This window comes from Psychrobacter sp. CX5 (assembly GCF_057621535.2).
In genome coordinates, this window is the sequence record NZ_CM177735.1 from 1,869,006 (window position 1) to 1,881,884 (window position 12,879).

Genomic DNA, 12,879 nt, shown 5'->3' on the forward strand with positions numbered 1-12,879 from the left:
ATAGTAGCTTTTATAACAATGATATTCAAGGGCATGGAAATTTTCTAAAAACCTAAAGCAAAAATGAACTTTTATAAAAGTTACATTAGGGCGTGTGGAACATTCGCAAATTAGCACTGCTGATAGCTAAAATTGTTTCAGACTAGGCGTAAACCGTAGTTAATGTCTAGACCTAGACTAGGTTTGCAACAACGTCTGGGGAGATTTTAGCATCAGCCTCACTCGAGCACAGCTCTCCCTTGCGAACGGGCAAAGCAGTGCTTTGCTTAATCCGTTCTCAGGAGCGGGACTCTTTTTTGCCAATATATTGCGAAATTGTCTAACTTAGAATGACTAAGCGTCAAAAATTTCACTGCATATTGACTAAAAAATAGTCGCCGCCAGTGCCATGGTCGAATGTTCCACACGCCCTAATACTAATAAGTTTAAGGAAAATAATTAACTCTTAAATTTTTATTTTTTCTTATATAAAAAGCATATTTGTTTTGATATATCTATTTGATTACTACTTTGAATTTAATCACGAAAATTGGTTTAACCCCGATTGAAACGAATATCCTGACAGGGTGGGTGAGTAATGGTGTCTTGGCTTTGAGACGGTATCGAGATAACAGGAACGACTCAAGTCTTAGTCACTGCCTCGCCTAAACTGGCAGATAGAAGCTTCTAAAAAAATCTTATTTAAAGGGTTTTTCCTTGCGAAGCTAAATTTGCAGTTCATTTTTTAACGATTCTCAGGGAATAGCTCCAACTTTATTTTTTAATATCGTTAAGTCTTAAGATATTTTACAGTTTGATATATTTCTAGCTCGTTTTGTTTGTGCGCATGGCGACACCCTACATATGATATCTGTTCATAAAACCCACAATCCCAACGAAAAAAAAAGGCTATTCATTGTGAATAGCCTCTATATCAATACCTATCAATGAGCTTGGGTGATTAACCCGCAAGCATCGGCTTCAAAAACGCTCCTGTAAACGAGTCTTTATTTTCAGCAACTTCCTCAGGCGTGCCTTCCGCGATAATCATGCCACCATTCTTGCCGCCTTCAGGACCTAAGTCGACAATCCAGTCGGCAGTCTTAATGACGTCTAGGTTATGCTCAATGACAATAATGGTATTACCCTTGTCGCGCAGTGCATGCAGAATATTCAGCAGCTTATAAATATCGTGGAAATGCAAACCAGTGGTTGGCTCATCCAAGATATAGAGCGTTTGCCCGGTATCGCGTTTGGCAAGCTCACGCGCCAGCTTAACACGTTGCGCTTCACCACCCGATAAGGTCGGGGCAGACTGACCCAAACGGATATAGCTTAATCCCACATCCATTAACGCTTGCAAGCGACGATGAATCGGCGGAATGGCTGAGAAGAATTCCGTCGCATCTTCCACCGTCATGTCCAATACTTCAGCGATGCTCTTACCTTTGTAATGAATCTCAAGCGTCTCACGGTTATAACGCTTGCCATGACAGCTGTCACAGGGCACGTACATATCCGGTAAGAAGTGCATTTCAACTTTAATTAGGCCATCGCCCTGACAGGTCTCACAGCGACCGCCTTTGACATTGAAGCTAAAGCGACCGGCTTTATAACCTCGAGCTTTGGCCTCTTGGGTTTGCGAGAACAAATCACGAATGGGGGTGAACACGCCCGTATAGGTCGCTGGGTTAGAGCGGGGTGTACGCCCAATTGGACTCTGGTCAATATCGACCATTTTATCGAGATACTCAAGCCCAGTGATGCTGTCATATTTATCAGGCACTAAGGTCGATGCATTGTTTAATTGGGTGGCCGCCAACGGCATCAGGGTACGGTTAATCAAGGTCGATTTACCTGAGCCTGATACACCGGTAATACAGGTAAAGGTGCCGATAGGAATGGTGAGATCCACATCTTGCAAGTTGTTACCTGAGGCGCCTTTTAGCTCAATCTGCATTGGCACTATCTTTTTGGGCTTGGGTTTTGCATTCTTAGCCGCTTTTTTAGCCGCCGCCGCTTTGGCTTTACCCATTGGCATAATACGTGCTTTTTCAGGCGGATTATTGAGATCGATGGTTTTGGCTTTATGACGGGTTTTAGGGATATCGATTTTCTTTTTACCTGACAAGTATTGACCGGTTAATGACTCATCGACGTCCATAATGTCTTGCATGGTGCCCTCAGCGATGACATGACCGCCATGTACGCCAGCACCGACACCGATATCAATCACATGATCGGCTTGGCGAATGGCATCTTCATCGTGCTCAACGACCAACACGGTATTGCCAAGATCACGTAGACGCACAAGGGTCTGTAGCAGACGGTCGTTATCCCGTTGATGCAGACCGATAGAGGGCTCATCAAGCACATACATGACGCCCATCAAGCCTGCACCGATTTGGCTAGCAAGTCGGATACGTTGAGCTTCACCGCCTGACAGGGTTTCAGCAGAGCGCGCAAGGTTTAGGTAATCAAGCCCGACACTGACTAAGAAATTCAGACGCTCGTTAATCTCTTTGAAAATCTTGTCACTGACCTCTCCTTTAGCGCCGCCCATGTGCAAATCGCTATAGTAGTTTGCCGCATCGCCAATAGACAGTTGCACAATGTCAGCAATACCGCGACCGTCCACTCGCACGTTACGAGCTATCTCATTGAGGCGGGCGCCATCACAGACGTTACAGGTGGTATCGGCTAAATATTTTGCCAATTCATCACGCACAAAGTTACTTTGCGTCTTTGCATAGCGGCGCTCAAGGTAGGGCAATACCCCTTCAAAAGGGGTGGTTTTTTTGGTTTTACGACCACGCTCATCGGTAAAGTTAAATTGGATCTTCTCTTTACCTGAGCCGTTTAAGATGATGTCTCGGTGTTCTTTTGAAATCTCTTGCCATGGTATGTCCATGTCGATATCAAAGTGCTTGGCTACGGTATTAAGTAAACCAAAGTAATAGGCATGGCGTCTGTCCCAACCATTGATCGCCCCTTGATTTAAAGATTTCTCAGGATTGGTCACCAGCTTTTCAGCCGCAAAATATTGACGTTTGCCAAGGCCGTCACAGGCAGGGCAAGCGCCGTAAGGATTGTTAAAACTAAATAGGCGAGGCTCAAGCTCTGATACCGCACGGTCACAAATTGGGCAAGAGTGCTTGGCGGATAATACTTGGTCGTCGCTATCTTGATTGGACGCGTCTGGGTTTGGGTTGCCGTCCATATAGTGCAAAATCGCTAAGTCACCACCAAGGCGTAGTGCGGTCTCTAAGCTCTCGGCAACACGGTTGCCTAAGTCATCACGCACTTTGAAGCGGTCAACCACCACCTCAATCGTATGTTTTTTATTTTTCTCAAGGGCAGGCAGCTCATCCATATCATAGACATTGCCATCGACCCGCACGCGCACAAAACCTTGTCCCACTAGCTGCTCAAGCAGTACGATATGTTCCCCTTTGCGGTCACGTACCACAGGCGCTAATATCATCAGCTTAGTGTCTTCAGGCAACGCCATGATGTCATCGACCATTTCGGTGATGGTTTGTGCCACCATCGGTAGGTCATGTACTGGACAATAAGGTGTGCCCACTCGGGCGTATAATAAACGCAGATAGTCGTAAATCTCGGTGATGGTACCGACCGTTGAGCGGGGGTTGTGGTTGGTCGACTTTTGCTCAATGGCAATCGCAGGTGATAAGCCTTCGATGCTATCGACTTCAGGCTTGTCCATTTGCGATAAAAACTGACGGGCATACGCTGATAAGCTTTCCACATAGCGGCGTTGACCTTCTGCATAGAGGGTGTCAAATGCAAGAGAGGACTTACCGGAACCAGAAAGTCCAGTGATTACCACAAACTTATCACGTGGAATGTCAATATTGATGTTTTTTAAATTGTGAGTACGTGCGCCGCGAATTTTAATATGTTCGTGTGCCATATAGAGCCTTTGTCATGAAATGATGGTAATAAATGTAATTAAATGGTGGTAATAAAAATAGGTTAATAAGGTAGTTGTAAAATATAAGGCTTAAAAAATAATTAAGCTATTTTAAGATATAAATGAAGTTGATTGAGTCGTTTAATATTATTAGGGTCTGTCCTAGAACAGTAAAATTATTCAAGATAGCAGTATGAGTTTTATTATCTAGCGCTGATTACTTGTTGTTGTTCATACTTAAGGGGTCTGCATTTAAGTTCGATATTTAATAATCCATAAGGTCAGACAATAAATGAGTTGTTAAGTTAGCCATGACTCAATTAGATATGCTCTAAATTAAACGAGCACTAAAATAGACAACCCATAAATAAAATAGAGTAATTGGAGTAGAATAGCCGATTTAGGCGCTCAAATATATATCAGTTGTATAAGTAGTCGGTTTAATAAATGTGTCAATGCGTAAGACTATTTATGGGTCTGTTATCCCCATAATTCAAGTACTGAGCTTAAAGCAATCATTAGCAGGCTCACCCTCTTGGCACCTATTTTTCAACTTATAAGGGGCGGTTTGGGTCCAATAATATGTATAGTTAACGAACTACTAAACGGTTACAGTGTTAACCTCGTTAAGCTGACTCCCGTATTGCTTGCTAAATTACTTGCTAATTGCACTCGGTTGCCTTGTAACCATTTTAGACTTCTTTGACTATAATTACTAAAAATCCGTCGTCTGTCACTGCTCATACTTATATTGAAACCATTATAATGACGTCGTGGTTCAGTAGGTGTAGAATAAAGCTTTAGGTGTATCATTAAGTGGGAGCAATATGAATAGCATCGAAAAACGAGCTATTGCAGGTATAGGTGGTATTTTTGCACTGCGTATGATTGGTCTATTTATGATAGTGCCAGTGTTTTCAGTCTACGGTCATAACTATGCTCAGGCGACGCCGCTATTAATTGGCTTAGCTGTCGGTATTTACGGGCTAGGGCAGGCGATTTTCCAGATTCCGATGAGCTTGGCTGCTGATAAGTTTCCACGTAAGCCAATGATATTGTTAGGTCTGCTATTATTTGCTATCGGTGGTGTGGTGGCTGCGACCGCAGACAGTATTTATCAAGTGATTATTGGTCGAGCGCTGGCAGGGAGTGGGGCAGTATCTGCGGTATTGATGGCGCTATTAGCGGATGTGACTCGAGAGCAAGTTCGCACCAAAGCCATGGCAACAATGGGTCTGACCATTGCGACTTCTATTATGTTGTCATTTGCCATTGGACCGATTATGGTGGCAAGTCTGGGGATATCGGGTCTATTTTGGTTGACTACACTGTTTGCCGTATTGGCAATGATGCTGTTGTTTATCGTACCGACGCCGCTACGTGTGTTGAAGCATAATTTAGCCAATCAATCGATCAAAGAACAGCTTAAAGAAGTGCTGAAAATTGGCGATCTAAATCGATTGCACATCGGTATTTTTGCGCTACACCTGACTATGACTGCAATCTTTGTGATCGTGCCACAGCAGTTAGCTGATGTACTAGATTTAACCGTTCGTCAACAAGGGATGGTGTATTTGCCGCTCTTATTCATTGGCTTTGCCATCGCTATACCGTTTATTATCATCGCTGAAAAAAAGCGTAAAATGCGTCAGATATTTTTAGCAGCATTAATGGTGATTGTACTAGCGTTTGTCTGTTTGGCGCTCGGCAGTCAGTTAAGTGTGGGCTTGATCGTGGGACTAGGGTTATATTTCATCGGCTTTAACTTACTTGAAGCAACGATACCCTCTTGGATATCTAAAAAAGCACCGGTTGCTAATAAAGCCACGGCGATGGGCATTAATTCATCCAGTCAGTTTTTAGGGGCATTCTTTGGCGGTGCGTTGGGCGGTATGCTATTGAATCAAGGGACTCTGTTGTCTTGGGGTATCCTTGGCGCTGTGATGGCGGTTGCTTTGATATTAATATTCCCAATCTCGCAGCCCCCATATTTGACCAGTACCACCTTAGCGATTCCTGAACAGGCAGATATCCAAAGTTGGTCGCAACAAATTATGAATATTGATGGGATTGATGAGATAGTCGTGATGCCAAAGGATGGCGTGGCTTACTTAAAGTTTAATAAATTAAAACTTACTGAGGACTCACGACAGATGTTGTCGCAACTAACGGAAACTAGGCTAGATATTTGATTGAAAATTCTGTACAGTGACTGCAAAAGTACAAAAGCTTAATGATTATAAATTGTCAAATTGATTATTTATGTGAATGATAGGCAATTCTATAGACGAAACTTTAAAAAGGAAATGTTATGCGTGGTGTCAATAAAGTAATTATTGTGGGTAATTTAGGCGCTGATCCAGAAGCCCGTCAATTCAGTAATGGCGGAAGCGTGACCAATATATCAGTGGCAACGTCTGAGCAATGGACTGATAAACAGACAGGCGAGAAACGTGAAGCCACAGAATGGCATCGTATCGTGCTATTTAATCGCTTGGGTGAGATTGCGGCTCAGTACTTGCGTAAAGGCAGCAAAGTCTATATCGAAGGTAGCTTACGTACTCGTAAGTGGCAAGACCAGAGTGGTCAAGACCGTTATATCACTGAAATACGCGCTGACCAATTGCAAATGCTTGATAGTGCGGGTGGTAATCAAACGGCACCAAATAACTTTGCACCTCAAGGCGGGGCTCAAAATCAAGGTGGTCAGTCGTATGGTAATCAAGGCGGCAACAATGATTCATCTTATGGCAATCAAGCACCTGCCAATAATAATCAAAATACTTTTGCGCCGCAAAGCTCACCTGCCGCTCAACCACAAACGCCTGCGTTTAACAATCAAACTACCACACCTGCGGGTGGCATGACGGATACACCAAAGGATGATGATATCCCGTTCTAGGATGCACCTTAGAGTTAAGTGTAAAGTTTTTACTTTGAAACCCCGCCACTAGCGGGGTTTCTTGTTATTAAAATAACAAAAATAATGTAAAAAAATATTGATGCTGTAGTTGATATAGTGTACCTTTATAATATGTAAAATATTTAGGTAAACAAATGAGTATTCATCCTTCAACGACATCATTCATATTGGATAGTGGAGAACGATACTGCTTAGTTATAAATCAACTAACTGGCTTGCCTGTATATCACCCTAATTTATTTATTACTACTCAATTGCGAAACAAATCTGTCTCTTTCTCTACGATGATATCTGCCGCAAATAACTTAGTTGTTTTTTTGAGGTTCTTGAATGACCGTGGAATTAATCTTGAACACAGGATCACGAGTCGTATTTTTCTAACTGTAAATGAAATAGATGATCTGCGTGACTATACACAAATAAAAGTTTCAAGCTTGCCAAGCAAGAAAAGAAATAATAAAAAGGATATAGATACTATTGTTAGTCCAATAACTCATTATATGAGGCTGACCACTATTTCTGATTATTGTGCATGGTATGCTAATCATCTAATTCAGCAGCCGGACCTTAATGAATCAAGGCAAATCAAGATACTTCAATCTCAAATTAAATCTAGACGACCTACAAAGAAAGGAAGGAATAATAGACATGACAAGTCTCTTGATGACTCACAGCTCGAAGTATTGTTTGAAGTGATAAGAATTAACTCAGAATTTAATCCATTTAGTAAAGATGTTCAGCGTAGAAATAGACTAATTATTTTGCTGCTATATCATCTCGGTCTAAGGGGTGGCGAGCTTCTTAATTTAAGAATTCAAGATATAGATTTTTCTAAAAAAGTCTTGCGGGTAGTTAGACGAGCTGATGAAAAAAATGATCCTAGAGTATTTGAGCCCAATGCTAAAACTCTAGAACGTTTAATTCCCCTTGGCGATATCTTAGTTAAAGAGCTACATGACTACATAACCCTTGATAGACGCAAAATAAAGAATGCTAAAAAGAATGATTTTTTATTCGTAACTCATAAATCAGGTCCTACAGTTGGACTACCAATCACGAAATCTGGCTACTATAAAGTGATCAATATCGTTAGGTCGGTTTCACCGGAACTGTATAGGTTGACTGGTCATAAGTTGCGACATACATGGAATAGAAAGTTCTCGGAAAAAATGGACTCTCTAGACAAAGTGCCTAGTGAAGAGAGGCAGGAGCAAATGAGATCATTCCTTATGGGCTGGAAGCCTGGTTCTAAAACTGCTGCACACTACAATAAACGTTATACTGAAGAACAAGCAAAAGTCGCTGCTTTAATACTCCAAAATAATAGTAATATGCGTTTACCTAAAGAAGGTCTTAACGATGAGTAGCAATGCAATTAAAGCTGTGGAAACACCTTTAAATATAAATGAAGGCAATGATAATGTTAAGTTTCGTGCTAAAAACCAAGGTTATAGCTTTAAACTCTTAAACAAGAAGTGGGAGTTAGACCGTAATATAGTCATAGATTTAGACTACTTCCATATACAATTAAATGACAAGACTTTAATGGGTTTCCTTAAAACCTTAGCATTCTATGCTAGGAATATGTCCCCAAGTCATACGCATAATATATCTCTGCGTTTTAAACATATGCTCAAGTCTACAGACTCTCACGATTTAACCGTCATCGATTTGATTAACTATAAGAGTTCTTTAAGCAAAGATACTGCTTGGTATTTAGGAACTATACGCGGATTCCTACGTAAGTGGTATGAGCTTGGGTATGAAGGTATTGATGAGAGCGTAATAAACCTATTAGATAGTTGGCGAATAAAAGGGAATAGGAAGGGGGATGCTGTGAAGCGTCTTGACCCTATTGAAGGTCCTTTGACTGATAATGAGCTACAAGCATTTAATGAAGGGGCAATTAATGCGTATGAAAGAGGGTTAATAAGTTTAGATGAGCTTGCCTTGTCATTAATTATTAGTCATACAGGGCGTCGTCCTATTCAAATATCTCATTTAAAGGTAGCAGACGTTTTATGCGGTAAGAACAAAAGAGGTGAGCCCTATTTTATTCTAAATACCCCTAGAGCTAAGCATGGAGAAGGCTTTAGAACTCAATTTAAGCATTTTGCAATAACTGAAGAGCTGTGGACAATACTTTCTGCTCAGACTAAAAATGCTATAGAGAAAGTTGAGTCGCAACTTAAATGCAAACTTAGTGAAGGTGATAGACATCTAATACCACTTTTTCCTGATTATTCTAGGATTGATAGGGTGGATTCTTTATTTGAGTTCAGGGCATTATGTGAAACTGATAAGCTACACGTAGCTTCAGCTAAAGTGTCTGATACTCTGCAATTTATAGTAGAAGCGTCTGAAGTCCGATCTGAAAGAACAGGTAAGATCCTAGCTATTAACTCACGTAGATTTAGATATACAACAGGTACGAGGGCAGCTCGAGAGGGTTTTGGTGAGCTTGTGATAGCAGAGTTACTTGATCATAGTGATACTCAAAATGCTGGAGTGTATATTAAAAACATTCCCGAGCATGTTGAGAGGCTAGATGAAGCAGTTGGATTTCAATTAGCTCCATATGCTCAAGCATTCGCTGGTGTTTTAGTGGACTCTGAAAAAGAAGCTGAACGTGGTAATGACCCGAACAGTAGAATTCGTAATCAAGAAGGGTCTGGTATAGGGACATGTGGCGAACATGGCTTTTGTGGGGCAAACGTTCCTATCCCATGCTATACCTGTATGCACTTTCAACCTTGGCTAAATGGCCCACATCAAGAAGTATATGAAAAGCTTTTGAGTGAAAGAGAACGGGTAAAAAGTATTACTGGTGATATAGAGGTGGCTGCAATATTAGATAGGAGTATCGTAGCGGTAGCTGAAGTGATATTGCGTTGCAATAAACGTCGTTCTGAGCTTAATTTAGAAGAGCGTGGAGTTGGCTATGAGTAATATAATACAATTCAAATCAAGAGCTGACTTGTCCGCAGAAGCGAATTTAGAGTCATTTATTGCTATGTGCAGAGATGAATTGACTGTTTTTGGCTCTGATTTAGACTGGGATGCTAACGTATGGCCTAACGTTGGTGTATTTTCAAAATTAGGCGTAAAGACTCGAAAGCCAAAAAGTAAACAGGTAATGGATATTAGCTTTATAGACTTTGCAAAGGCGTATTTTCGTTATCAACAAGGTCATAATCCAACTGGTGCAAAGAATGAGCTGAGAGCATTGCGAGCTATAGAGTCTGCGTTGGAGCAAGTAAATAGTAATACATCGATCTCAAGATTGTCTATAACTTGTTTAGATGAAGCAGCTATTTTAGCACGGAATTATTATAGCGCCGGATCTGCTTATGCTTGTGGCCGAGAAATTGAAAGATTGGCTAAATTTGTCTCGGAAAATAAACTAATAAATGCAAATCTTAAAGAATGGGTGAATCCTATTTCCAGGCCTTCTGATAGTGTTAAAACAGGTAAAAAGGCAAAAGAAAATAGGGAGAAAAAACTACCAAATTCAAAGGCACTAGATGCTTTAGCGGAGATATTTGCGAGTAACCCAACAGAAGGCCGTGATATTTTTACCACTTCTGTTTTTGTAATGCTTATGTCAGCACCTTCTCGAATCTCTGAAATTTTAGCACTTCCTGTTGACTGTGAGGTAACAGAAATAGACAGTAAGGGTATAGAACGATATGGATGGCGTTTTTATGCTGGCAAAGGCTATGAAGGAGATATAAAGTGGATACCTTCTGTTATGGTGGAAGTAGCCAAAACTGCTGTTGATAGAGCAAAAGAGCTCTCATTTGAGGCTCGGAAACTCGCTAAATGGATAGAAGAAAATCCAGATAATTTTTATCGTCATGAAAACTGTCCAAATGTGCCCAATAATCAACCATTGACTGGTGCTCAAGCATGTCAAGCCTTGGGTTTGTCGTATAAGGATACAAAAACAGTTTATTCAAATTTAAGTTCTAGGGGCTTAGATCATCACGATAATGCTAACACTCTTGATAGCTTATGGTTGCATATCAAAGATAGGCTTCCAAAAAGCTTTCCGTGGTTGGATAAAGAAAGAGGAATTAAGTTCTCGAACGCACTTTTTGTATTAAATACGAATCAATTCCATGGAAATCGGCCAAGATTATTAACTGAGCTTATGAAACCAGATGCTACCTTTTTTAATAATGATATTGGAACACGGCCAGCAGTAAAAGCACATAAAAATATTTTTGATAGATATGGATACTACGGTGAGAATGGAGACCGATTAAAAATTACATCACATCAGGCAAGGCATTTACTAAATACGATTGCTCAACGTGGGGGATTATCGAACTTAGAGATAGCCAAGTGGTCTGGAAGGGCTAATGTTAATCAAAATCGTACCTATAATCATATGACAGAGTATGAGTTAGTGTCTATGGCTGAAAGCATTGATCCTTCAAAGTCTTTATATGGACCATTGGGAGAGGTGGAACAGCGTCTACCTGTTACATCTCAGGAGTTTAATACATTAGAACAAGCTGCTGTACATGTGACAGAGTATGGGTATTGTGTGCATGACTATACGATGAGTCCTTGTGAAAAGTTTAGAGATTGTATTAATTGTACTGAACAGGTTTGTATCAAAGGAGATGAGGTTAAGCTGTCAAGAATGAAGAAAAGACTAGTTAACATTGAAGCTCTCATCTTAAAAGCGCAGAAGTCGTATGAAGAAGAGGATTACGGATCAGATAGGTGGCTTGAATATCAACTTAAAACATCAAAAAGACTTAGAGAGCTTATTGATATATTAGAGAATCCATCCATTGAAGATGGTGCGCAGGTTAAGCTTCGCGGTAGTGATTTCTCGCAATTGCGACGAGTAGCACACAAGAAATCAATTTCTACTATAGGTGATGAAAATCAGAAAGATGAGACTTTTATTTTAGAGGACTTAACTGATTTGTTAGGGGGCGGTTTTGGCTAAACATCTTAACAGACAGGACATTAAGGCTATTGTTAATTTAATTCGTGGTTGGGATGAGCCTAAAATAACGTGGGCTGCGATTTGTGATGAAGCAGAGCCCTTAGTCGGGAAGAGGCCTACCCGACAATCTTTAAGCGCACACGAGGCTATCACGGACGCATATCAAGCCAAAAAAGATTTGATTAAGGGTAAAGCTCCTACTAAACCTAGGCCAGCCAGTTTAAACGCAGCCGCTTCACGAATAGCTAATCTAGAAGCAGAGGTAGCAGAGCTAAAGGAACAACATAGGAAGTATAAGCAGATGTTTGTTGTATGGCAGTATAATGCATATAAGCGTGGTATGACCGAAGAGAGTTTAAATGCAGATATGCCTAAGATTGATCGAGAAAGGTCTGATAATGCGGTTCGATAATAATACCAGATAAGCCTTATATCTTAATACTCCAGAATAGATAACTACTAATTAAAAGAGAGCCCCTGTTTAACGACAGGGGTTTTTCTATTCCTAGGTTAAGTTAATGAATTTCTCAATTTAATCAGAATATAATAATATGTTGTATGGTATTAAAAGTATAAATATATTAAAAATATTATATTAGTGGTATTTACTTTTAAAACTATTCGTGTTTTAATTAACTCATCAAATAAACAAACACGAATAAAGGTGAATTTATGAATGCTTCAAGACACCTAAAGTCACGTATGCAGCAGCGCTCTATTAGTAAAGCAGAATTAGATATTGTGATGGCATTTGGTGATGTGAATGGCGATAAAGTATTTCTTAATAAGCAGCGCACTGAAGAGTTATTAAAGCAGTTTACTTATTATTTGAAACACACTGGGAGAAACTAAGATGGAACTAAGCTTTTATGAAAAAGTTAGCTCTGGTAAAGAATTGAATTATCAAGAAATTAAGAAAGCTATTAAGATTCTAAAGAGAATCCAAAGTAGAGGCGGTGTAGTAGTTGTGTCAGAAAACGATACGTTAATTACTACCTATGGCTTAGATAGCTATAACAGAAAAGCTGCATCTTCAAATAGCTCATTCGAATCTACTCAAACAAGGTACTAAAGGTT

9 protein-coding genes are annotated in these 12,879 nt (G+C 40.3%); 8 read left to right on the forward strand and 1 reads right to left on the reverse strand.

Going from position 1 to position 12,879, the window contains the following annotated elements; genetic code table 11:
• Positions 1–940 precede the first annotated feature (940 nt).
• Positions 941–3,913 carry an excinuclease ABC subunit UvrA gene (gene uvrA / locus AC21OG_RS07315; RefSeq protein ID WP_487378229.1) on the reverse strand — a complete coding sequence of 991 codons (2,973 nt, stop codon included), beginning with the start codon at positions 3,911–3,913 and terminating at the stop codon, positions 941–943.
• An 827-nt stretch (positions 3,914–4,740) separates the two neighbouring features.
• Between uvrA and AC21OG_RS07320 the strand changes: the two genes are divergently transcribed.
• From AC21OG_RS07320 to AC21OG_RS07355, 8 genes are all read left to right on the forward strand, one after another.
• Positions 4,741–6,105 carry an MFS transporter gene (locus tag AC21OG_RS07320; RefSeq protein WP_487378228.1) on the forward strand — a complete coding sequence of 455 codons (1,365 nt, stop codon included), beginning with the start codon at positions 4,741–4,743 and terminating at the stop codon, positions 6,103–6,105.
• Between the two features lie 119 nt (positions 6,106–6,224).
• Complete coding sequence (ssb, locus tag AC21OG_RS07325; protein ID WP_486547011.1) at positions 6,225–6,815, forward strand: single-stranded DNA-binding protein; 591 nt, start codon at positions 6,225–6,227, stop codon at positions 6,813–6,815.
• A 155-nt stretch (positions 6,816–6,970) separates the two neighbouring features.
• Complete coding sequence (locus AC21OG_RS07330) at positions 6,971–8,203, forward strand: tyrosine-type recombinase/integrase (protein WP_487378227.1); 1,233 nt, start codon at positions 6,971–6,973, stop codon at positions 8,201–8,203.
• Entirely contained in the window at positions 8,196–9,785 is a 1,590-nt protein-coding gene (locus tag AC21OG_RS07335) for a site-specific integrase (protein ID WP_487378226.1), read from the forward strand. Before AC21OG_RS07330 ends, AC21OG_RS07335 begins: the two co-directional genes overlap by 8 nt.
• Positions 9,778–11,802 carry a hypothetical protein gene (locus AC21OG_RS07340; RefSeq protein ID WP_487378225.1) on the forward strand — a complete coding sequence of 675 codons (2,025 nt, stop codon included), beginning with the start codon at positions 9,778–9,780 and terminating at the stop codon, positions 11,800–11,802. Before AC21OG_RS07335 ends, AC21OG_RS07340 begins: the two co-directional genes overlap by 8 nt.
• The gene (locus AC21OG_RS07345) at positions 11,795–12,214 is read left to right on the forward strand and encodes a hypothetical protein (protein ID WP_487378224.1); all 420 of its coding nucleotides are present in this window, start codon (positions 11,795–11,797) and stop codon (positions 12,212–12,214) included. The genes AC21OG_RS07340 and AC21OG_RS07345 overlap by 8 nt, the downstream gene beginning before the upstream one ends.
• Before the next feature lie 260 nt (positions 12,215–12,474).
• Positions 12,475–12,654, forward strand: coding sequence for a hypothetical protein (locus AC21OG_RS07350; protein ID WP_487378223.1), 180 nt, complete (start codon positions 12,475–12,477; stop codon positions 12,652–12,654).
• Between the two features lies 1 nt (position 12,655).
• Positions 12,656–12,874 (forward strand): hypothetical protein, encoded by a 219-nt coding sequence (locus AC21OG_RS07355; RefSeq protein ID WP_487378222.1) that lies wholly within the window; start codon positions 12,656–12,658, stop codon positions 12,872–12,874.
• The last annotated feature ends 5 nt before the right edge of the window (positions 12,875–12,879 follow it).